Source organism: Rufibacter soli (assembly GCF_054781795.1).
Map to the genome: position 1 here is coordinate 102,991 of NZ_BAAGTS010000002.1, position 22,561 is coordinate 125,551.

General features: G+C 51.4%; 15 protein-coding genes. 12 read left to right on the plus strand and 3 right to left on the minus strand.

The features are described 5' to 3' along the window. Positions 1-112: 112 nt before the first annotated feature. The 7 genes from ACYVJQ_RS02410 (at position 113) to ACYVJQ_RS02440 (ending at position 9,202) form a co-directional block, all read left to right on the plus strand. Positions 113-1,099, plus strand: coding sequence for a family 43 glycosylhydrolase (locus ACYVJQ_RS02410; RefSeq protein ID WP_460891479.1), 987 nt, complete (start codon positions 113-115; stop codon positions 1,097-1,099). Between the two features lie 242 nt (positions 1,100-1,341). Next, entirely contained in the window at positions 1,342-2,049 is a 708-nt protein-coding gene (locus ACYVJQ_RS02415; protein WP_460891480.1) for an NUDIX hydrolase, read from the plus strand. 308 nt (positions 2,050-2,357) lie between these two features. Next, positions 2,358-4,157: a ribulokinase gene (locus ACYVJQ_RS02420; protein WP_460891481.1), complete on the plus strand. Its 1,800-nt coding sequence runs from the start codon at positions 2,358-2,360 to the stop codon at positions 4,155-4,157. A 6-nt stretch (positions 4,158-4,163) separates the two neighbouring features. Next, positions 4,164-4,862: an L-ribulose-5-phosphate 4-epimerase gene (locus ACYVJQ_RS02425; protein ID WP_460891482.1), complete on the plus strand. Its 699-nt coding sequence runs from the start codon at positions 4,164-4,166 to the stop codon at positions 4,860-4,862. 65 nt (positions 4,863-4,927) lie between these two features. Beyond that, on the plus strand, positions 4,928-6,427 hold the full coding sequence (gene araA / locus ACYVJQ_RS02430; protein ID WP_460891483.1) for an L-arabinose isomerase: 1,500 nt from the start codon (positions 4,928-4,930) through the stop codon (positions 6,425-6,427). A gap of 133 nt (positions 6,428-6,560) precedes the next feature. Continuing rightward, positions 6,561-7,298 carry a 3'-5' exonuclease gene (locus tag ACYVJQ_RS02435; RefSeq protein WP_460891484.1) on the plus strand — a complete coding sequence of 246 codons (738 nt, stop codon included), beginning with the start codon at positions 6,561-6,563 and terminating at the stop codon, positions 7,296-7,298. Next, complete coding sequence (locus ACYVJQ_RS02440) at positions 7,295-9,202, plus strand: DUF294 nucleotidyltransferase-like domain-containing protein (protein ID WP_460891485.1); 1,908 nt, start codon at positions 7,295-7,297, stop codon at positions 9,200-9,202. The genes ACYVJQ_RS02435 and ACYVJQ_RS02440 overlap by 4 nt, the downstream gene beginning before the upstream one ends. 346 nt (positions 9,203-9,548) lie before the next feature. Here ACYVJQ_RS02440 and ACYVJQ_RS02445 read toward each other — a convergent pair whose 3' ends face one another. Continuing rightward, positions 9,549-10,229, minus strand: coding sequence for an HAD family hydrolase (locus ACYVJQ_RS02445; RefSeq protein ID WP_460891486.1), 681 nt, complete (start codon positions 10,227-10,229; stop codon positions 9,549-9,551). A 406-nt stretch (positions 10,230-10,635) separates the two neighbouring features. On the opposite strand from ACYVJQ_RS02445, the gene ACYVJQ_RS02450 reads away from it, so the two are divergent. Further along, positions 10,636-11,088, plus strand: coding sequence for a GNAT family N-acetyltransferase (locus ACYVJQ_RS02450; RefSeq protein WP_460891487.1), 453 nt, complete (start codon positions 10,636-10,638; stop codon positions 11,086-11,088). A 116-nt stretch (positions 11,089-11,204) separates the two neighbouring features. Here the strand turns inward: ACYVJQ_RS02450 and ACYVJQ_RS02455 are convergent, their stop codons facing one another. Then, on the minus strand, positions 11,205-12,590 hold the full coding sequence (locus tag ACYVJQ_RS02455) for an aldehyde dehydrogenase (RefSeq protein ID WP_460891488.1): 1,386 nt from the start codon (positions 12,588-12,590) through the stop codon (positions 11,205-11,207). Positions 12,591-12,871: 281 nt separating this feature from the next. Here ACYVJQ_RS02455 and ACYVJQ_RS02460 point away from each other — a divergent pair, with 281 nt between their 5' ends. After that, positions 12,872-13,348 carry a hypothetical protein gene (locus tag ACYVJQ_RS02460; RefSeq protein ID WP_460891489.1) on the plus strand — a complete coding sequence of 159 codons (477 nt, stop codon included), beginning with the start codon at positions 12,872-12,874 and terminating at the stop codon, positions 13,346-13,348. An 89-nt stretch (positions 13,349-13,437) separates the two neighbouring features. On the opposite strand, the gene ACYVJQ_RS02465 is transcribed toward ACYVJQ_RS02460, so the two are convergent. Next, positions 13,438-19,707, minus strand: a complete 6,270-nt coding sequence (locus ACYVJQ_RS02465) for a CARDB domain-containing protein (RefSeq protein ID WP_460891490.1) — start codon at positions 19,705-19,707, stop codon at positions 13,438-13,440. Positions 19,708-20,083: 376 nt separating this feature from the next. Here ACYVJQ_RS02465 and ACYVJQ_RS02470 point away from each other — a divergent pair, with 376 nt between their 5' ends. The 3 genes from ACYVJQ_RS02470 to ACYVJQ_RS02480 all read left to right on the plus strand — a co-directional run bounded on the left by ACYVJQ_RS02470 (position 20,084) and on the right by ACYVJQ_RS02480 (position 22,519). Further along, positions 20,084-20,455, plus strand: coding sequence for a DMT family protein (locus ACYVJQ_RS02470; RefSeq protein WP_460891491.1), 372 nt, complete (start codon positions 20,084-20,086; stop codon positions 20,453-20,455). 58 nt (positions 20,456-20,513) lie between these two features. Next, on the plus strand, positions 20,514-21,506 hold the full coding sequence (locus tag ACYVJQ_RS02475) for an AAA family ATPase (protein WP_460891492.1): 993 nt from the start codon (positions 20,514-20,516) through the stop codon (positions 21,504-21,506). 371 nt (positions 21,507-21,877) lie between these two features. Next, positions 21,878-22,519: a heme exporter protein CcmB gene (locus ACYVJQ_RS02480; RefSeq protein ID WP_460891493.1), complete on the plus strand. Its 642-nt coding sequence runs from the start codon at positions 21,878-21,880 to the stop codon at positions 22,517-22,519. Positions 22,520-22,561 lie beyond the last annotated feature (42 nt).

Sequence of the window (22,561 nt, forward strand, 5' to 3'; positions counted from 1 at the left end):
GGTTAGGCTTACTTCCTGTTTTCTACTCTTGCTGGCCCTGACAGGTTGCACGCAAACCAAGCCGGCAAATGTCGTTGCGTCTGTTGTCGGTTACTCGGCTAGCGCAGGGCAGGTGTCCGCGGCGCCTTCAGAAACGCAGCCCACCAGCAACCTCACCGTGCATGACCCGGTCATGGCCAAACAAGGAAACACCTACTACCTGTTCTGTACGGGGCGCGGAATTTCGGTGTGGTCTTCCACGGATAGGCAGAACTGGAAAAAGGAGCAACCCATCTTTGCCACTGCCCCGGAATGGGCCGTAAAAGCGGTACCCGGCTTCAAAGATAACCACATCTGGGCCCCGGATATCAGCTTCTACCACGGCCAATATTACCTGTACTACTCCATCTCAGCCTTCGGGAAAAATACTTCGGCCATTGGTCTGGCAACCAACGTGACGCTAAACCCGGCAGACAAGAACTTTCACTGGGTAGACCATGGCAAGGTGATAGAATCTGTGCCCGGCAAAACCAACTGGAACGCCATTGACGCTAATTTGGTAGTGGATGAGAAAGGCACGCCCTGGCTAACTTTCGGGTCTTTTTGGGGAGGCCTGAAGTTGGTGCGGTTAAGCAAGGACCGACTGTCGGTGACCCAGGACTTAGCCCAGATTCCCACCATCGCCAGCCGGCGCAAAGGCTCTGCTGCTGGTACCAACCCGCCGCCTTTGCCGGGCAATCCGGTGGGCGCGGGCGGCAATGCCATTGAGGCCCCCTTTATCTTTAAGAAAAATGGCTACTATTACCTGTTCGCCTCCATTGACTATTGCTGCAAGGGCGCGCAAAGCGATTACAAAATGATAGTGGGGCGGGCCAGAAACGTGCAGGGGCCTTACCTTGATAAGAACGGTGTAGACTTGGCGGCTGGGGGCGGCACCATCTTGCTGGAAGGCAATGAAAAATGGAACGGGGTAGGGCATAATGCCGTCTATACTTTTGATAAGACAGATTATCTCATCTTCCACGGCTATGACGCCACTCAAAACGGGCGGCCCAAATTACGCATAGAGCAACTAACCTGGGACAAGGAAAAATGGCCCGTGGTGGCAGTGGCACAATAAAAGCACCGAAGGATTGCTGGCGCAGAAGAAGACTAAACCAACCGTTATTTACCTTGTTTTGCCTGAGTGCATCAGGTTTTCTGGGGCAAAGGCTGAATTATTCTTTTCTTTGTCTTTGGTTTTGACATGAGCTAGTTTCTGGGGCAAGGCAAACGCCAAAGCAACCTTTGCATGGGTTAAAATGAAAGGTCGCGTGCCAGGTTTCTTTACAAAATAAGAGCGTACGTAAACGTAGAAGCGCAATGATGAAATATACAGGGCAGTCAAGGTTCCTGGTAGCGGTTGACTGTATCATATTCGGGTTTGACGGGGAGAATTTCAAGCTGCTGTTAATCCAGCGGGGTTTTGCCCCCGAGAAGCAGAAGTGGAGTTTGATGGGTGGTTTCATTCAGCCCGAGGAGAGCCTGGAAGTGGGCGCCCAGCGCGTGCTCAAGCAACTCACCGGCCTGGAAGGCGTGTACCTGGAGCAGATCAATGCGTTTAGTGAGCCCAACCGTGACCCTGTGGAGCGCACCATTGCCGTACCATATTTCGCCCTCATTGATATCCAGAAGTACCAGGCTCAACTGAACTCAGATTACCACGCCGAATGGTTTCTGCTGGAGGAACGGCCCCAGTTGATCTTTGACCATGAGCAGATGGTAGAGATGGCCAAGATGCGCCTGCGCTACAAAGCCGCCCTGCATCCCATCTTGTTTGAGTTGCTGCCTGAGAAGTTTACCCTGCCCCAGCTCCAGACCCTGTATGAGAAGCTGTATGATACCACCTTTGACAAGCGGAACTTCAGCCGGAAGGTGCTTTCCACCGGGCTGCTGGTGCGCCAACAGGACAAAGACAAGGAAAACTCAAGAAAGGGCGCGTTCTTCTTCAAGCTGGACAAAGAGAAGTATTATGACAACTTCCAGGCTTTCCTAAAGTTCATTCCAAACCCTGAGAAGTTCCTGTTATAGGCTTTTGTTGATTCTCATTTGCGATGCTCCTGTTTCGGGGCCGTTTTTCTAAAAACGGCCCCGAAACAGGAGCATCGTTGTTTTAGGTTTCTTGCCAGGCGTTCTAATGGACTGACTCCAGTAACGGTTTCTTTTTAGATAAAACGATTCCTTAAATTTAAGTGTCAGTAGTACATTTTAAGGAAGCTTTTCGTTATTATTGTATCACCGCTTCCTGCGCATGGGTGTGTCTATTTGGTCTGGTAAAAGCTACCAGACAGGGTAAGGCAAACGGCAGTTAGTGATCATAAGACAGCAATAAGCAAGCTATGACAGAAGATATATTTGTAATTGGCGTTGACTACGGGTCAGACTCCGTGCGCTCTGTGTTGGTAAACGCCCGCAACGGCCAGGAAGTAGCCGCGGCTGTCTTTCATTACCCGCGCTGGAGCAAAGGCCTGTACTGTGACGCTCCGGCCAACCAGTTCCGGCAGCACCCCTTAGATTACATAGAGGGGCTGGAGAAAACCATTAAAGACTGTCTGCAGCAGGCCGGGGGCGAGGCTGTGGCTCGGCAGGTGAAAGGCATCTCCGTGGACACCACCGGTTCTACGCCGGTGGCCGTGGACAAAACCGGTACGCCGCTGGCCCTGTTGCCCGGCTTTGAGGAAAACCCTAACGCCATGTTTGTGCTCTGGAAAGACCACACAGGCGTGGAAGAGGCCGCCCAGATCAATGCGCATGCCACCAAGTTTGACACCAATTACCTGCAATACGTGGGCGGCATCTACTCCTCTGAGTGGTTCTGGGCCAAGTTGCTGCACGTGCTACGCGAAGACGCAAAGGTGCGCGAAGCCTGTTATTCCTGGGTGGAGCATTGTGACTGGGTACCGTTCCTGTTAACCGGCGGTACTGATGTTTCTGAAATGAGACGCGGCATCTGTTCTGCCGGCCATAAATCACTTTTCGCTGCTGAGTTTGGCGGACTACCCCCCAATGACTTTTTCGCTTCCTTAGACCCCGTGCTTGATGGCTTTACCTCCCGCCTGTTCTCCACAGCTTACCCGGCAGACCAGGCCGCCGGAATCTTGAGTCCCGAATGGGCCGAGCGCCTGGGCTTGTCCACTGACGTAGTGGTAGGGGTAGGAGCCTTTGATGCGCACATGGGCGCGGTGGGCGGACAGATTGAGCCCTACCATCTGAGCAAGGTCATGGGTACTTCTACCTGTGACATGCTGGTAGCGCCCATGGACGAGGTGAAAGACACGCTAGTCAGCGGAATCTGCGGCCAGGTGCCGGGCTCCGTGATTCCGGGCATGATGGGCATGGAGGCCGGGCAATCTGCCTTTGGGGATACTTATGCCTGGTTCAAGCGCATTTTGCTGTGGCCCTTGCAGAACCTGTTGGCTGGGTCCAACGTGGTAGACGCCGCCACCGCCGAGGCCTTGGTAGAAGAAGTTTCCAGCAAAATTATCCCCGAACTCAGCCAAGCCGCCGATGCCATTCCTTTGTCTGAGAACAACGAGTTTGCCATTGACTGGTTCAATGGCCGCCGCACGCCAGATGCTAATCAAGTGTTGAAAGGCGCTATTTCCGGTTTAGGCCTGGGTAGTGACGCCTCGCGGGTGTTTCGGGCTTTGGTAGAGGCTACCTGCTTTGGCGCCAAGAAGATTGTGGACCGGTTCAATGAGCAAGGCGTGCCCGTGAAAGGCCTTATTGGGCTGGGCGGAGTGGCTAGAAAATCTCCATTCATCATGCAGATGATGGCCGATGTCATGAACATGCCCATCCGGATCCATAAATCGGAACAGACCTGCGCCATTGGGGCAGCCATGTTCGCAGCTACCGCGGCGGGCATTTATGAGAAAGTAGAAGACGCCATGGCGGCCATGGGCCAGGGCTTTGACCTGGAGTATTTCCCTAACCCCGAGAAAGCGGCTATCTACGCCAAACGCTACGTAAAATACTCTGAGTTGGGTGGTTTTCTGGACAGCCACAGTGCCCCGGCCAAACCAGAGGTGCTGGCAGATTTACCAGAGACCGGCACCAAAGCCCAACCCGGCCATACGCCCCAGGAAAACCAGGATCAGGAAGAACTGCAAGACGTACCCGCCAGCGCTAACAACTAAGCACCCATGAGTTTGTACCAGCATATCAAAGAAGAGGCCTATCACGCCAACATGCAGCTGCCCAAACTGGGGCTGGTGCTGTTCACCTTCGGGAACGTGAGCGCCGCAGACCGAAAGTTAGGCGTGTTCGCCATCAAGCCCAGCGGCGTGCCCTATGAAGACCTTACCCCGGAGAAAATGGTGATCGTGGATTTTGACGGCAATACCGTGGAAGGTGATTTACGGCCCTCCTCAGACACCAAGACCCACGCCGTTCTCTACAAGCACTGGGAGAACATTGGCGGGATTGTGCACACGCACTCCACCTACGCCACCGCCTGGGCCCAAGCCCTGCGTGACATTCCTATTTTTGGGACTACCCACGCCGACCACCTCACCACCGATGTTCCCTGCGCCACCCCCATGGATGATGCCATGATCCAGGGCGACTATGAGTACGAAACGGGCTTCCAGATCATGAACTACCTGGAAGAGAAAAACATGAGCTACGAAGAGGTAGAGATGGTGTTGGTAGGCAACCACGCTCCCTTCACCTGGGGAAAAGACGCCAAAAAAGCGGTTTATAACAGCGCCGTGGTGGAAGAAATAGCACGCATGGCGCTTTTGACAGAGCAAATCAAACCCCAAGCATTGCGCATGAAAGACTCCCTCATCAGAAAACACTTTGAGCGGAAACACGGCCCAGATTCTTACTACGGACAATAAGTATTTATCCAGAACCTAACCTTTTACTGGTGTTAGCCTGCGGGCCGCCAAAAGACTAAGATCCTATGATTGACCTGAAACAATATGAAGTGTGGTTTGTGACCGGCAGCCAGCACTTATATGGTGAGGAAACCCTTAGCCAGGTAGCCGAGCATTCCCAGAAGATTGCCGCCGGCCTTAATGATGCCACCCAGATACCGGTAAACGTGGTGTTCAAACCCGTGGTGAAAACCACCGAGGAAATTTTCCGCATCTGCCAGGAGGCCAACGTAGCCGAAAACTGCGTGGGGATCATAGCCTGGATGCATACCTTCTCACCCGCCAAAATGTGGATTGGCGGCCTCAAGATCCTGCGCAAACCCCTTCTGCACCTGCACACCCAATTCAACCGCGATATTCCGTGGAACTCCATTGACATGGATTTCATGAACCTGAACCAAAGCGCCCACGGCGACCGGGAGTTCGGGTTTATGGTGTCCCGCATGCGCCTAAACCGCAAAGTGGTAGTAGGCCACTGGGAAGAAGAGGCCGTGCGCGAGCAGATCAACGGCTGGAGCCGCGCCGCCTGTGGCTGGCAAGACTGGCAAGGGGCCAAGTTCGCCCGCTTTGGTGACAACATGCGCTACGTAGCCGTGACCGAGGGTGACAAGGTAGAGGCTGAACTGAAACTGGGTTACTCGGTGAATACCTACGGCGTGGGTGATCTGGTGAAAGTGATCAATGAGATGAGCGATGCTTCTGTAGACAAACTTGCTCAGGAATACCAAGAGCGCTACGCCGTTGTGGAAAGCCTGCGCAAAGGCGGTGCCCAGTACCAGTCCCTACGCGAGGCGGCCAAGATTGAACTGGGCCTGCAGGCGTTTCTGGAAGACGGCAATTTCAAAGGCTTCTCAGACACGTTTGAAGACCTGCACGGCATGGTGCAGCTGCCCGGTATTGCGGCACAGCGGCTCATGGCCAAAGGCTACGGCTTCGCGGGCGAGGGCGACTGGAAAACGGCCGCCCTGGTTCGCGCCATGAAAGTAATGGGCAGCGGCCTGAAAGGCGGTAACGCCTTCATGGAAGACTACACCTACCATTTTGACCCAGCCAATTCCTTGGTGCTGGGGTCCCACATGCTGGAGATTGACGAGTCCATCGCCAACGGCAGACCGTCTTGTGAGATTCACCCATTGGGCATTGGCGGCAAAGCCGATCCGGTGCGCCTGGTGTTCAACGTAGCTGGGGGGCCGGCCCTGAACGCGTCGCTTATTGATATGGGCAACCGCTTCAGGTTACTGGTAAACACCGTGGAGGCTGTAGAGCCCGAGCATGACCTGCCCAAACTGCCCGTAGCCCGCGTGCTCTGGAAACCATACCCCGACATGAAAACCGGCTGCGCGGCCTGGATTCTGGCCGGCGGCGCCCACCACACCTGCTACAGCCAGAACCTCACGGCAGAGAACCTGCAGGACTTCGCAGATATGGCAGACATTGAGTGCGTGCACATAGATGGAGACACCCGTTTGCGCCAGTTCCAAAACGAACTGCGCTGGAGCGAGATGTACTACCAGTTAAAACGCTAACCTTCTTTTGCATCGGCTTCCGGACCAACGAGGAGCCGATGCTGTTTTAGGGCCGTTTTTGAAAAAGCAGGCTCAAAACGCACCGGCATTCTGCCATCGTTTACCTAAGTTTAGCAGTACAATTAAAACAGGCTTGCAGTCCTTGAGAAAGAGCGTGATGGATTATCTGTTGTTCATAGACATAGAATCATCGGGCTTGCCCAAGCAATGGGATGTGCCCTATTCCCAGGAAGGAAACTGGCCGTACACGGTGCAGGTGGCCTGGGTAATCTATACCAAAGACCAGCAGGAAGTAAAGCGCGAGAACCACTTCATCAGGCCCTTGGACTTTGAGGTGAGCGCCGAGTCTCTGGAAATCCATTCGCTCACGCATGAGTTCCTGCATGATAACGGTAAAACCCGAAAAGAGGTACTGGTGCTCCTGCAGGAAGATCTGCAGCGGTTCCAACCCTTAGTGGTGGGACACTTCATGGAGTTTGATTACCATGTGCTCAGCGCGGATTATTACCGCGCCGGCCTGCTCAGTCCGTTTGACGGCTTGGACACGTTCTGTACCATGCTGGCATCTTCAGAACTCATGCGGCTGCCGCGCAAACGGCATCTAAGACTAGGCGAGTTGTATGGCTACCTGTTCCACAAAACGCTGGATGACCAGCACAACGCCGTGGTAGACGCAGATGCTACCGCCGCCTGCTTTTTTGAGTTGCGTAAACGGCAGATCATCACCGAAGCCACTATTGACCAACAGCGGTTGCATACGTACTCTACTCAACCGGCGCCTCCTGTTCGTTCTACCATTAAATTCCCGAGCTGGCTATTAGGGGTGCTGGGCCTTTTGTTACTCGTCTTACTTCTTTTTTACTGGCTATGAATGAACGTCTCAAATTCTTGAAGAGCGTAAAGCCTTTCCACCTGCTCGGAGATGACGTGCTGCTGGGCGTGCTAGATCTGCTGGAGGAAGTAACCTATCCCAAAGACACACTCATCTATCATCAGGAAGCCACCAAGCTCAGAGGCGTAGACCTGATTGTGACCGGCGAATATGAGTCGTTTTTCTATGACAGCGCGCAAAACAAACGGGTGCTGGAGTACCATGGGGCGGGCTACTGCTACGGCGGTATTTCCATGCTGCTCAACCGCAAGAAATCCCTGCGCACGGTCATCGCCAAGAAAGGCACGGTGGTGTACCATTTGCCCAAGAAGGATTTCAGGGCGCTGGCTAAGTCTAATGAGGGGTTCCTGCACCATTTTACCCAGGAGTTTGGCATACGCATGCTCAATGAGGAGTTCGCGCATTTCGTGAAACGGCCTACCTCTTTTGACGAAAACTACATCGCCACCGACCAGTTTTACTCCAAAAGAATTGAAAGCATAGAGTACCGTGACATTGTCACCTGCGCCACCACCGCGCCCATTTACCAGGCGGCCCGCATTATGGCCCAGCACAAAACCAGCTGCCTTTTTGTGAAGAATGAGGTTGGGCAGATTGCTGGCTATATCACAGACATCACGCTGCGCGATAACGTGGTGGCCGCCCAGGAAGACGTGCGCGGGCAGGCCCGCGAAATCATGGATAACCCCATCGTCTCCATCAGGAAAGATGCCTACATCTATGAGGCCATTCTGTTGATGTTCCGGACCAAGACGCGGTACCTTCTCATTGAAGAAAACGGCCAGTACGTGGGCATGATCAGCCGCAGTAAATTGTTGAGTGACCAGGCGCAGTCGCCGTTCGTGTTCATTCAGTCAGTGAAACTGGCGCGGTCTGTAAACGAACTGAAGGCCCGGTGGGAGCGGGTGCCCGAGATTGTGATGCAGCTGCTTTTGCGCGGTGCCAAATCTGAGATCATTAACCAGGTGATTACCACCGTAGCCGATACCATTGCGCAGAAGGTGATTGAAGAGGTTATTGCCATTATGGGGCAACCGCCCGCCAAATTCGTGTTCATGGTGCTGGGCAGCGAGGGCCGTAAAGAACAGACCCTCAAAACCGACCAGGACAACGCCATCATCTATGAAGACAAGGCCAATGAGCAGCGCGAGCTGGTACGGGACTATTTCCTGAAGCTGTCTGAGATGGTGTCTGAGCGACTGGATACTATTGGTTTCAGTTACTGCACCGGCGGTTACATGGCCAAGAACCCCAAATGGACGCACTCGCTCTCGCACTGGAAACGCAACTATGAAGGCTGGATGCAGGAACTGGTCCCCGAGACGGCCATCCAGTTCTCCACCTTTTTTGACTGCCGCTACCTCTACGGCGACTTTGCCATCATGCAGGAACTAGTGGAGTTTCTGGACCAGAAACTGCAGGATCCCATGCCGCGGCTTTTCTACTTCATGGCCAAAAATGCTTTGCAGTATGAGCCGCCGCTCACGTTCTTCAACAACATCAAAACGTTTACCGTGGGCACCCAAAAGGTCTTCGACCTCAAGAAAGCTATGACGCCCATTGTGGACATGGTGCGGGTATACGCTCTGCAGAACCGTATCTTCAAAACCAACACCGGTGAACGCATTGAGGCCCTCAAAGATGCAGGCGTGTTCACCGAAGGGCAGAGCCAGGAACTGCTGCAGTCGTATTACTACCTCATGGGCCTTCGCCTCCGCAAACAAGCCAGCCAAATCATGAACGACAAAGCTCAACCAGACAATTACCTGGACCTCAATAGCCTCACCAAGATTGAACAAGTCACCCTTAAGGAGATTTTCAGGACCATCAATGACTTCCAACTGGGCATTAAGGTGCAGTTCACTAATAACCTGTTTGGGTAAAAAGAATGACGAAACCCGTTTTGAGCCTGTTTTCAGAAAACAGGCTCAAAACGGGTTTGATTCAACGGCAGAATGAAAGGCTTATATGGTTGTTGGCCCCTAGAAACACCAACAAAGGCGAGCGTTTTTGATTCGCCTGTTCAACGCAGACTCTCCCCTTGAGGGGAGAGTCTGCGTTGATTAGACGGGGTTGCGTTTTGAGGCTGTTTTCATGGAAACAGCCTCAAAACGGTTTTCTGTTTTCCCTGATTCAAGTTTTTTCTCTGGTTCAAGTTTTCAACTTGGACCTATAACGGGCGGAAGTTTGCAACTTCCGTGCGGCGCCAGCCGCAACGTAGGCATTTCGTTACTTTCCCTTCGCAGAAAATAATTGCTCCAACATGGGGTCTGTATAGTCTTCAATAAACCCAATGATGTTGGAGAGGCCGGAGAATTCCTCTTTGGTATGCATGGTGGTGATGACAAGGCAGTCCATGCCGGCGTTCTGGGCGGCTTCTACGCCTTTGGGTACGTCTTCAAACACCAGGCATTGCTGAGGCGCAACGCCTAAGCCTTCGGCGGCTTTGAGAAACGTCTCGGGGTGCGGTTTGCTTTTGGTCACGTTATCTGCCGAGACCAGCGCATTAAAGTAAGACCTGATGTCGAGATTGTCTACCACAAAGTCAATGTTGAACATAATGGCCGCCGAGGCGATGGCCATCTGGATGTCATGGTCGGCTGCTTTGGCCAGGAACTGGTCCAGGCCGTTGATGAGCCGCAGATGGTCTATGTATTCACGCTGATATATTTTCTCTTTCTCCAAGGAAAGTTGGTCGGCCTGCGCCGGGGTGAAATGGTTTTCCCCGAGCAGGCGGGCCAGCACCTCAGAGTTCTTGCCGTACATCTGGGCCTTTACCTGGTCATAGGTGAGGGATACCTGCAGCTTCTGGGTCAAAATCTGGTGCCAGGCCTGGGTATGGAAATCCATGTCATCAATCATGGTGCCGTTCATGTCAAACAGAAAGGCTTGGTAAGCGGGGGTATTCATGTAAGTAAAATTTTGGTCAAGGTACAGGATACGGGCGGTATTCAAAAAAAACGGACTCTAATAGAGTCCGCCTTTCCCATAATCCTTTTTTATTTTCTATGTATAAAGGCCAGCGTGGAGCCGTCCTGGTAACGTCAATTGGTAGGCATCAGCCCCTTTCTGCTCTGGTGGCACTAGGCCCTAAGCTTTGGAGCATGCTCTGGTATTCTAAGTTAACGCTGCCTTTGTGTTTTAAGTGTCATAAGTACAATAAAAATATTTGCATTGCCGCTTGTCTTTGGGAATTAATATACAATAATTTATGCCAACGTTGGCGCAAGGCTTAAATTTATTCTCTCTGCTGTGAAGTAATAGACTAGCAGGACGAATAATTGGCGCTTAAATCAAGAACCTGTAGTTTTGCGCAATGGCGGATTTTAGAGTAGTGGTAAAGGCATTTGGGGAGTTGACCCCGCAGGAGCTGTATGATTTGCTACAGTTGCGCAGTGCCGTGTTTGTGGTGGAGCAGAACTGTGTTTTTCAGGACCCTGATGGGTTAGATGCAGCCTGCCATCACGTGTTGTTCTACCAGGGAGAGGTTTTGGAGGCATATTCCAGGTTGGTGCCGGCAGGCGTTTCTTACCCGGGTGTTATGTCTATTGGCCGAATTATTACCAGTGCCGCCGTACGGGGCACCGGGGCGGGGCAGCTATTGGTAGAACGCTCCATTAAGGAAGCGGTCCGCCTTTTCGGGCCGGGGCCCATCAAGATTGGGGCGCAGCTATACGCCAAAAAGTTTTATGAACGGTTCGGGTTTGAGCAGGCCAGTGAGGTGTATGACGAAGACGGAATTGACCATATCAAGATGATCCGGGCGTAGCCGTAAATTAAGGCATTTCCTGTACATCCCGTTTCGGGCCTGTTTTTTGAAAAACAGGCCCGAAACGGGATTTGCTGTTTTAGGGCAATCCTGAGAGAAGCCTACTGATTTTTCGGCTACAGCCATTTAAAGGCTCTCTTCATCCAGGATAGTTTTTGGCCATACGGTGGATAGCGTAGCGGAAGATCTGGCTGGAACGGTTTTCTCAGGACGCTTTTCTGGTGGGAGAAAGCCTCAAAGCTGGCTTTGCCGTGGTAATTGCCGTTTCCGCTGGGGCCCACGCCACCGAAGGGCAGGTGAGGGTTGGCCAGGTGAGAAACGGTGTCATTAATGCAGGCCCCACCCGAAGAGGTCTGCGAAAGCACCTGTTCCTGGGCGCTTTGGTTGCTGGAAAAGAAATACAGAGCCAGGGGCTTAGGTTGGGCGTTCACCTGCTCAATGGCCTGGGAAAGGGTGGCATAGGGTAAGACCGGCAACAAAGGCCCAAAAATCTCTTCCTGCATGATAGGGTCATTCCAGGGGACTTGGTGCAGAAGGGTGGGGGCAACGTAGAGCTGGCTTTCATCAGTTTCGCCGCCGGCGTACACCTGGGCCGGGTCTAATAGCTTGCGGAGGCGTTGGAAATGGCGCTGGTTGATGATGCGGGCAAAGTCGGGGCTTTGGGCAGGGGTGGGGCCATAAAACTGAGTAATGGCTTGGGCCAAGTGCTGCAACAGTTGGGGGGCCACCTTCTCCTGTACTAAGATATAATCTGGTGCCACGCAGGTCTGGCCCGCGTTCATGAATTTTCCCCAGACAATGCGCCGGGCGGCTACGGCCAGGTTAGCGGTTTCATCTACCAGGCAGGGACTCTTACCGCCCAGTTCCAGGGTGACGGGAATCAGGTTTTTGGCGGCCGCCTGGGCAACTATCTTACCCACTGCGGTGCTGCCGGTAAAGAACATTTTGTCAAAGGGCAAGTCCAGCAGGGCCTGGCTCACCTCGGGCCCACCCTGTGCCACGGTCAGGTACTCCGCCGGAAAATGCTCCTGAATGAGGCGCGCAATCAGTTGGCTGGTGGCGGGCGTGAGTTCAGAGGGCTTTAGGATAGCGCAGCAGCCGGCCGCCATGGCCCCTAGCATGGGGGAGAGGGTTAACTGGAAGGGGTAGTTCCAGGCGCCTATGACCAGGGCCACCCCGTAGGGCTCATGGTAAATGGCGTCTTTGGAGGGGAAGTTCAGAAAGCTGGACTTTACCTTGTGGGGCGCCACCCATTTGCGCAGGTGCTTGAGAATGAATTTGATCTCAGAGAGCAGAATGGCTATTTCAGTGGCGTAGGTCTCAAAGGCGGGCTTCCCGAAGTCTTCTGCAAGGGCCTTGGTAATGGCGGCTTCCTCTTTCTCCACCACCGTCTTTAACAGCCTAAGCATCTGTTCCCTAAACGCGAGCGGGCGGGTGTGGCCTGCGCTGAAAAATTCTTTCTGGCGGTGAAAAGCCGCAGCCAGGTCCTGTGGGTGAGTCATGGTTGAAAGGGTTCGGTTGTTTCTAAGGTATACTCTTTTTCGGTCCAAAAAGACGTCCTGCCAGGCAGAAACGAAGATTATGCTTTAATAAAGCCCTTAGTTAAATTTAAGAATAGCAGAATTGTGTTTTTGGCCTACTTTTGCGGAAACGGGCCCAAAACGGAAAAAGGCTTTTAAAGTTTCATGTTTTTGAAGCTACTTTTTTACAGAGATTCGTAAAAAAGAGACCGCTTGTAACGGGACCCCTAAAACCATTTTAGACAGACTTAAACAGAACAGACATGGCACCACGCGGAAGTTTTGACGACGAGTATGGTTATGATGAGGATGACCTCAAGAACAGCCATTTTGATGATGAATTCTCTTTTGATGACGATGAGGATGATATTCTAGGAGGGAAAGGCGGCTTTGGCGCAGACGATGACGAGGAAGTGAACCTGCCGTATGAGGGTGAACTGTTCAATGAGATGCTTAGTAAACTGCACGGCACCTTGATCATGTACGGCGAGGATGACCCCCAACTCATGGACCTGCAAGCCGAACTTCTACAGATAGACGCTGATAAACTGGGCACCGCTACAGATGACATGTTCTACCTGGAGGAAGCAAGCCAGATTGCCAAAGTGCTCAAAAAGCACATCAATTCGTCGCCTAAAGTGAAAGAGATCCATGACAACTTCATGAAAGACATTGTCCGGTTCAGTGATGAATCTGCTGAGGGGCACCCCGGAGATTATTACCTGGAAGACGAAGAATAGCGTTTCAGTTTTGAGGAACCTACATAAACCAAAAAGAAGAGGCGCCTGTTAAGGGGCCTCTTCTTTTTTATGAGATAAGGTAATTCTGGTTAATTTTTCACTACCCGCACTGTGGTGTCTATGTTGGCGCCGGCTACATTGATTAGGTAGGTGCCTATGGCCAGGTTAGACAGGTCCAGGGTTTGCACAGCGCCTCCCATCATCTGAGTGGCTTTGATCAACCTTCCGTCTAGGGCAAATACCTTCACCGTTACTGAGGCAGGAGTTGCGCTGGTCAGGTCAAGGCTTACCACACCGGTGGTAGGATTAGGGAACACTTTCAAGCTTACCCCAGCTACAGCCGCTTTGGTTTGCACGGCCACTACTTTGCTGTATTCAAACTTACCGTCAAGGTCTACCTGTTTCAGGCGGTAGTAGGCGGTTCCAGTTAGTGCGTGCGCATCTAAGAAGGTGTAGTCTATTTTGATGGTGCTGTTTCCGGCACCGGCTACCTTACCCACTGCACTGAAGCTTTTGCCATCTGCGCTGCGCTCTACAATAAAGAAGGCATTGTCTTTCTCTGAGGCCGTGGCCCAGTTCAATAATACTCCGTCTTTCTGGGCTTTGGCCGTGAAGCTAATCAAGGTGACAGGCAGGGGAGTAACTACTTCTGCGTTCCGGAAAGCATATTCATTGTTAGAAACTTTCTGCATAGAGGCGGGCTGGCCGCCATTGTCGGCATCAAATAAATCTACCAAACCGTCCTGATCTGTGTCATAATAGTAGCTGTTGCCTTTGGTTAAGAACGCCGGGTAGCCATTTACCAGTTTCAACCAATCTGCGGTTCCATTAGAGGAATTCACATAGAAGTTTTTGTTGGTGTTTGTTTCAAAAACACTGGCGCGGGCCTTCAGGTCATCTTCAGAGATTCCGTCACCGTTGTCATCAAAAGCTTCGGCAAAGTCAGGGGCCAGGTCACCATCTGTGTTCAGGTCCAGGTAATCTGGTTTGCCATCTTTGTCTGAATCAATTGGGGTAAGGCCGTTGCCTCCCAAGGAGCCTTCATAAGAATCATCCAGGCCATCAAAGTTGCTGTCAAGACCAGTGATAGATCTGAACCCTGCGGTTGTTTGGGCCTCTATATTATCCAGAATGCCGTCATTGTCAGAATCAAGGTCCAGGAAGTCTTTTATACCGTCACTATCAGTGTCTGGCGTGGGGAACTTAGACTGTTGTGGGTCAGTTGCCTGCGCCGCCAAAGGAAGGCCATATTGATTTACCGCCCCGGTTAACTTACCGGTTTGCAGGTTATAGCCCGTCACGTTAGTGGTACCGCCATTGGCTTCTACCACGTTGGTAATGCCGTCTCCGTCTACGTCAACGTCCAGGTTGTTCAGGATGCCGTCCAGGTCCATGTCAAACCAGTCATTGATGCCGTCCAGATTCAGGTCTTTGAAATTACCAAATACCGGGTGTACGAAGTTTCTGTCATAGTAATTCAATTCCCCGTCACTGTCACTGTCTCCAAACGGATCTGCTCCTCCGCAAGAGGTGGCATCTGTGAGGCCGTCATTGTTGTCATCTATGTCCTCAAAGTCGTTTACGCCGTCCTGGTCAAAGTCATTGTTAAAGGTTACGCTTACGTTATGGGTAGACGTGCCTCCGTAGATATCTGTGGTCTCCAGGGTTAATGCGTAGGTACCCGGGCGAACCGCAAACCGGTTGATGACTGCCAACGCCCCGTTGTTTTGTAGGGTTAGGCCTGCCGGCAAAGTCCCGCTTATGATTCGGGTGCTGGCAATGGTGCCGTCTGGGTCTGTGGCTACGGCTACGTTCTCTCCGTTTGCTACCAAAAAGAAGTGGCGGTTGTTCATGTACACGCTATAGGAAGCGGGTCTGTCTACTACGGTAAAGCTAACCAGGGCGCTGTTGTTCCCGTCCTGGGTAAGACCACCATTGGGGTCATACTCATTGCCGCCAGATTTGTAGCCCCGGCTGTTCATTGTTCCGGCAACTGTTGGCTGTGCTAGGAAAGTAAGGGTTTTGGTTTCATTTACGCCAATGTCGCCTACAAACCAGGTACCGGTGGCAGGTGTGATAGTTCCCCCATCTGTCACACCGGTGCCGGCTACTAAGGTAACCCCCGTGGCAACCCTAGCCGATACCACCACGCCAGTAGCCAGATCTGGGCCCAGGTTAGTGGCTTTAATGGCTACCTGATACTGTCCGTTGATATAATAAGGTCCTGCTACAATGGTACTGCTCAAGGCAATATCTGCTGTTTTCTGTACCGTAACAGAGGCTGTGGCGGTATTGTTGGCAGTGTTGCTGTCAAACTCATTGGCTGCTTTCACGCTGGCAGTGGTAGAATACGTCCCGCCAGCAGATGGTTTAACGGTTAGGCTCAGGGTTTGAGTAGAACCCGCCAGTAAGTCAGTGCCCAAGGTCCAGATGCCGGTAGCAGGGTCATAGGTTCCAGCAGAGGTGGTAGTATTCACATAAGTTAAGCCTGCCGGCAAGATATCTTCAAGCTTTACGCCGGTGGCCGCATCTGTGCTGTTGTTTTTTACACTTACAGTGAAGGTGATATTCTCTCCGTTATAGAAAGAACCAGCAGCTACCGTATTAGTTACCTGCAGATCTGCTACCGGTACCACTGTTAGAAGAGCAATGCCTTTGTCATTCTCTTTGTTAAGGTCCGTCTGGTCAAGAGAGGTTACACTGCCTCCCAGGAATAACCGGCCGGTAGTATTAGGAATGCCCTTGACAAGTAGCGTGATAGATTGTCCTGCCTCCAGCACTGGAACCGTCCAAATGCCTGTTGCCGGATCATATCCTTTGCCAGATTCAGCATAGGTGAAGGTGATGGTACCGGTGCGGGTATCTGCGCCCACCAGATTAGTGATTTTGTCTGGGCCATTGTTAGTCACCGTTAAAACAAACGTAGCCTCTGTAATTCCTTTGTAGAATACTCCATTTACATCTCCGGTCACAGCTACCGTTACAGAAGGGTCAGCCGCCTTTTGCACAGCAAGAACAGTAGAGGCGCTGTTGTTGGAGGCATTGTTGTCTGTTTCATTGGCCGTTTTCTTAGTGGCCGTGAAGGTGTAGTTTTTATTGCCGGTTACGCTGTTATCAGTAACAGGTACTACGGTTAAAACCAATTCAGTTTTGCTGCCAGAGGCTAAGCTGCCCACGGTCCAGAGGCCGGTAGAGGTATTGTAGGTTCCTACGTTAGAGGTGGCATTTAGCAGGGTAAAGCCTGCCGGTACCAAAGCATCCAGGGAAACCCCTGTAGCAGCATCTGGTCCAATGTTCTCTACCAGGGCTGTTAAGGTAAGTTGTTTACCGGTGTAGTAAGGTCCGTCAGTTGCGGAAACAGACACTTTAAGGTCGGCGGTAATCACGCCCGAGCCAGAAGTGATGGTAGTAGAGGCGACGTTGTTACCAGCTACGTTGTCAAATTCTGAATGTGTTTGCGTAGCGGTAGTAGTGATAGCCGCGCTTTGATTTACCGTTGCCGTAAGGGTAAGGGTGGCAGAAGTGCCGTTGGCTAGGGTACCCACGGACCATTCGCCGGTGGCGCTGTTATAGGAACCGGTACCAGCAGAATTAGTAGCGCTGACAAAGGTTAGAGAGGCAGGTAGCTTATCTGTCACGACCACGCTGGTGGCTGCACTAGGGCCATTGTTGGTAACCATTACGGTATAAGTAACGGCATCACCGTTGGCATAAGTGGTTTTGGCCGGTGAAGTGATAACATTCATTACAGCTACATCTGCGGTGGCACTCACTGTAATAGTGGAGCTGGCGGCGTTATTGCTGCTTTGCGTATCTGTTTCTGTGTGTGATTGGGCCGAGGTCACCACCAAGCTTCCGGTTACAGTTGGGCGGGCCAGGATGGTAAGGGTCTGGGTTCCATTAGTGGTCAGGGTTCCTATTGTCCAGAGGCCGGTAGCAGCATTGTAGGTTCCAAAGCTCGGCGTAGCACTTACCAGGGTAAGACCGGCCGGAAGCTGGTTGTTCAAGGTGAGGTTAGTGGCATTGTTAGGGCCGTTGTTGATGGCTTTGATAGTGTAGGTGATCGTTTCGCCCTGGACAGGTGAATTGTTGTTTACCGTGCTGGTAACCGCCACATCTGCGGCGGGAGATACGGTAATGGTGGTGGAGGAGGCATTGTTGTTGTCATTCAAATCCACCTCAAACCCAGTGCGACTGTTCAAAGAAGCTGTAGTGGTAATGGTACCACTCTGGGCGGTTCTAGCAGTCAGGGTAAGAGTTTTAGTCTCATTTATGGCTAGTGAACCCACTGTCCAGACCCCAGTACTAGCGTTATAGCCGGCCGGGGCAGTGCCTTCTAAGGTAAGGCCTGCCGGGAGAGCCTCTGTAATGGATACGCCGGTGGCAGCATTGGGGCCCAAGTTTTTGGCTGTCACAGTAAAGGTGACAATCTCTCCATTATAATAGCTTGCCTTAGGTACGGTGTTAGTCACGGCAATGTCTGCCGCAGATTGCACGGTAATGGTGGAGGTAGCATTGTCATTGGTAGTCACGCCGTCTGCCTCTGTATGGGTCTGTGTTGCCGTAGTGGAAACTGAGCCTGCCACTAAAGGGGTGGCTGAGATAGTTAAGGTTTTAGAAGTACCTACTGCTAAAGAACCCACGGTCCAAACTCCAGTGCTGCTGTTGTAGGCGGCGTCTGAGGCGCTCACAAACTGAAGGGTAGCAGGATCAAGTTTATCTGTTACTACTATGTTAGTGGCGGGCAGCGGTCCGTTGTTGGTAACGGTCACGGTATAGGTAAAAGGTTTACCTACGGCAAAAGGCGCCCCGGATGCGGTATTGGTAACCGCTACATCGGCGCTACAGTCATAATTGAAAGTGGTGGATGTGGAGGAAGAGTTGGTGAAACCGTAAGTCCAGGTGTTAATAGTTTTAAGGTCACCCACTGTATTGGCAGTTGATCCCCATTTATGCGCGCCAGTTTCAGAACTTACCCCAAATAGTTCGGTCTGGGGGGCAGGAAACAAAGTAGTGGAAAGGTTGGAGTCATCCCAAAACAGCAAACCATCAAACACGGTTGGGTCAGCACTGGTGCCAGCGGCTAAGGGCCGAATGTCTTTTACCTTAAACCCGGTCACGTTGGCCTCGGCATCCCAAACTGGAAAGTTAACCGGGGCACTGCCGTTCCGGAATAAGTAACTGAGGGTAGTGTTCTTGGCTACCACTTGGCCTAAGCCGTTCAGGCCGTTCCATTCTACCTGGCGGGTGCCTTTACCACCCGTAGATTCAATAAGGACGTCTGCAGAACCTGCCTGGTAGCCAGCTACCCCATTCAAATTGATCAAAACCACAAAGGTGCTGCTCTCAGAGGTGTTCAAGGTAAAGATGGTCTTTCCGCCGTTAGTGGTGGTATTACAGCTAGATGCCATTGCCACACTAAATGTAGGAGCTGTGGCACTGGGCCAGAATTCCTCATCTGGGTTGTTTACAAAGTTGAAATACTCTGGGTAATCTAACTGAGAGTTCTGGCTTTTTCTACGGGCTTCAAAAGTGCTGCCTGCGCTGGTATTTGATCCGTTGCTATTGGTCACAAAACGGAAGAAGTTCTGGGGAGCAATGCCTGCCAGGCTGAATTTCTTTACAAAAAAGGCGCCGGCCTGATCTGTGCTGGGGATCAACGGGAACATGCTGAAGTCTTTGGAGAACACATTGTCTGCCCCACCGGCAGAGAACGACCAGAGTTTACTACGCATGCGGCCTGGTTTTTCAGTGGTGCCAGAAATTACCGTAAAATCCCAGAGGTCATAGACAGAAAAGCGCTGACCATCTGTTAAGTTGGCTTCGCCAACCTGCGTAAATTCCACCCAGTAATCCTGGTCTGCTCCAGTGCTATTGGTAACGACAAGGGGGGTATAACCTCCGGAGTTATAAGTAACGTTATTAACGGAGAAAATAGGCCCCGCATTGGCTTGACTGGCATCTATGATCACCCCCGCCTGACCTGTGTTCAGCAACATTTGCTTGGTAGATCTAGTGTTTCTGGTTAGGGTGGTCTGCTGTACTAGGGTGCCTGCCACATCTGTGCTGGAGGTTGCCCTTTTGATGGTAATAACAAGGTCTGACTGGTTATCTGCCGTCTGTTCATGGATGGCTCTGCGCACCCCATACATCAAACGCTCTCCGTTCTTAACTCTTATGTAGAGACGGTGATCTGCAGAAAAAGTAGCCCCATTTCTACTGAAGGTAGAGGGCTTTAAGAAACTAAGAGAGGTAATGGAAACGCCAGACGCACTAGGGAAGTTAGCGTCATGAGACAAATAGCCCGCTTTATCATTCAGGGTGCTGGTTAAAGCGGCTGAAGATTTGTTGGGGGTCAACTGCTTAGAGCCTTCCGCAAAACTTAAGGAAGTTTGAAAGGCTGCCAAACAAAAAAGTAACAGAAAACGGTAATAGTGCGCCATTGAATGGGGGCTTAAGGTTTTTAATAAGCCAAAATTAGGAAGCATCGTTACCCATAAGTAGGTATATTCGATGAACCGGTTTATTTTCTCGATGAAAAATTTCAAATAGGACAATCAGTATAAATACTTGATTTTTACAAGTGGGAAATAAAGGGTATGATTCAGGAAATCAAGGAAATAGATAGAGATTAATATATATTTAAACAGCTTTAGGGACAATTGTTATCCAGAAGAAGATGTAACTTTTCCAACCCAGCCGTATTTTGCATGCATTCTATTTAGCTTACTGTTTATGAAAACACTCTACACTCTTTTGCTTCTGGGTTTGTCTAACCTGTTCATGACGTTTGCGTGGTACGGGCACCTGCATTTTAAGAAAATACCCATGTTGCAGAAAGTAGGCTTGGTGGGCGTTATACTCATTAGCTGGGGTCTGGCGTTCTTTGAGTATATTTTTCAGGTACCGGCCAATAAAATAGGCTATCAGGGCAACGGCGGGCCTTTCTCATTGTTTGAGCTGAAGACTATCCAGGAAGTGGTGTCGCTGTTAGTTTTTTCATTGGTGACGGTGTTTGTCTTTAAAACGGAGAAACTGGCCTGGAACCACCTGGTGGGGTTTGCTTTTCTGGTTTTGGCAGTGTTCTTCGTGTTCAAGAAATGGTGAGCCACGCCAAGAATCCAATAGAATCGTTACCTTAGCCGATTCGTAAATTTTAGAGTAGATGCAGACGGAAGAACTCTCATATCAGGAAAAGATCAGGGAGCACCAGCTCAAGATCAAGCAGGTGTTCAGGGAGATGGGCAAAGTGGTGGTGGGGCAGCAATACATGGTCAACCGCCTGCTCATTGGTCTTTTCACCAATGGCCATATACTGCTGGAAGGGGTGCCAGGTTTGGCCAAGACCCTGACTATTAATACACTGGCCAAGGTGTTGCACCTGAACTTTCAGCGTATTCAGTTTACCCCAGACTTGTTGCCCTCAGACCTCATTGGCACCATGATCTACAACCAGAGTTCGTCTGCATTTGAGGTAAAGAAAGGGCCTATTTTTGCTAACCTCATTCTAGCCGATGAGGTGAACCGTTCTCCGGCCAAGGTGCAGTCTGCGTTGCTGGAGGCCATGCAAGAAAAACAAGTGACAATAGGCGATAAAACCTACCGTTTAGATCTGCCCTTTCTGGTGCTGGCTACCCAAAATCCGGTAGAGCATGAAGGTACCTACCCGCTGCCCGAGGCGCAGGTGGACCGGTTTATGATGAAAGTGTACGTAGACTACCTCTCTAAAACCGATGAGCTGGAGGTAATGCGCCGCATGTCTAACATGTCTTACAGCAGCACCGTCAATACCGTGCTCACCAAGCAAGACGTGTTTGATATCCGGAATGAGATTAACCAGGTACAGATCTCTGAGACCCTGGAGCGCTATATTATTGAGTTGGTTTTCGCTACCCGTCACCCGGCCGAGTATGACCTCAATGACTTTGCCCAATACCTGCAATTTGGGGTGTCGCCCAGGGCTAGCATCGCCTTGAACCTGGCAGCCAAAGCGGTGGCTTTCTTTGATGAACGGGATTACGTGCTGCCGGAAGATATCAAGGAGATTGCCTCTGATGTGTTGAGCCACCGCGTGATCCTGAACTATGAGGCCGAAGCCGATAACGTCCAGACCAAAGACTTTGTGGAGGCCATTCTGCGCAAGGTGCCCATCAGCTAAGAGGTAAATGAATGCCTTAAAACGAAAGAGCAGCCCCAAAGGCTGCTCTTTCGTTTTGAGCACGTTTTTGGCAAAACAGCCCTAAAACAGCCGGCCTAAAGGATGGGTCAAAAAGGGAAACCAACTGGCAGCTGTAGGCGCGGGAATGGATAAGCCTTAGACTTTATTTCTATAGGTTGGTACTTTAAGAATCCAAGGAAAAAGCAAGCCTGGTTTGGTAAAATGCGTTTCCAGCCCGATTTCCTGAAAGTAAGTGCAAAGCGCCAGCGGGTCACCGTGATTAATGACAGAAATCATCTTGCCACACGCTTTTGTGTTGTACCTTTGCCGAAAATAGAGGAGAAGTGCTGCTAAAAGAGGTTATCTACCTGATGCAAAAGGATTTTGTGCTGGAATGGCGACAGAAGTACGCCTTCAACGGCATGCTCCTTTATGTTGGCAGCACGGTGTTCATCTGTTACCTGAGCTTCAGCCTGCGTTTTGGCGCACTGGAGGTGCCGGTCTGGAATGCGCTGTACTGGATCATTCTGCTGTTCACCGCCGTGAATGCCATTGCCAAAGGCTTTGCGCAGGAAAGCCGCGGACGGCTGCTTTATTACTACAGCATTGTGTCGCCGCAGGGCGTGATTGTGGCCAAGATGCTATACAATGCCGCGCTCATGCTGGTGCTGTCATTGCTCTGCTTCGGGTTTTACGCCGTGGTGATTGGGAACCCGGTGCAGGATGTGGGCATGTTTCTGCTCACCATCGTGCTGGGGGCCATTGGGTTTGCCTCGTCGCTGACCATGATCTCAGGCATTGCGGCCAAGGCCGCCAATACCGGAACGCTAATGGCCGTGCTGAGTTTTCCGGTGATGGTACCCATGCTGCTTATGCTCATGAAGATGTCTAAGAACGCCATTGACGGCCTGGACCCTTCTTTGAGTTTAGATGAGGCGCTGGTGTTGCTGGCCATTAATATGATTGTGGTGACGGTGTCTTACATCCTGTTCCCATATTTGTGGCGCAGTTAAGGTAATTGATCATGGTTTGTGGAGAGTGGTTTCTCCCATGCT

Coding starts and splice junctions, on each gene's coding strand:
- ACYVJQ_RS02475 (WP_460891492.1), top strand. CDS start 20,514: ATGCAGACGGAAGAACTCTCATATCAGGAAAAGATCAGGGAGCACCAG.
- ACYVJQ_RS02450 (WP_460891487.1), top strand. CDS start 10,636: ATGGCGGATTTTAGAGTAGTGGTAAAGGCATTTGGGGAGTTGACCCCG.
- ACYVJQ_RS02415 (WP_460891480.1), top strand. CDS start 1,342: ATGATGAAATATACAGGGCAGTCAAGGTTCCTGGTAGCGGTTGACTGT.
- ACYVJQ_RS02460 (WP_460891489.1), top strand. CDS start 12,872: ATGGCACCACGCGGAAGTTTTGACGACGAGTATGGTTATGATGAGGAT.
- araA (WP_460891483.1), top strand. CDS start 4,928: ATGATTGACCTGAAACAATATGAAGTGTGGTTTGTGACCGGCAGCCAG.
- ACYVJQ_RS02440 (WP_460891485.1), top strand. CDS start 7,295: ATGAATGAACGTCTCAAATTCTTGAAGAGCGTAAAGCCTTTCCACCTG.
- ACYVJQ_RS02425 (WP_460891482.1), top strand. CDS start 4,164: ATGAGTTTGTACCAGCATATCAAAGAAGAGGCCTATCACGCCAACATG.
- ACYVJQ_RS02455 (WP_460891488.1), bottom strand. CDS start 12,590: ATGACTCACCCACAGGACCTGGCTGCGGCTTTTCACCGCCAGAAAGAA.
- ACYVJQ_RS02420 (WP_460891481.1), top strand. CDS start 2,358: ATGACAGAAGATATATTTGTAATTGGCGTTGACTACGGGTCAGACTCC.
- ACYVJQ_RS02470 (WP_460891491.1), top strand. CDS start 20,084: ATGAAAACACTCTACACTCTTTTGCTTCTGGGTTTGTCTAACCTGTTC.
- ACYVJQ_RS02445 (WP_460891486.1), bottom strand. CDS start 10,229: ATGAATACCCCCGCTTACCAAGCCTTTCTGTTTGACATGAACGGCACC.
- ACYVJQ_RS02480 (WP_460891493.1), top strand. CDS start 21,878: ATGCAAAAGGATTTTGTGCTGGAATGGCGACAGAAGTACGCCTTCAAC.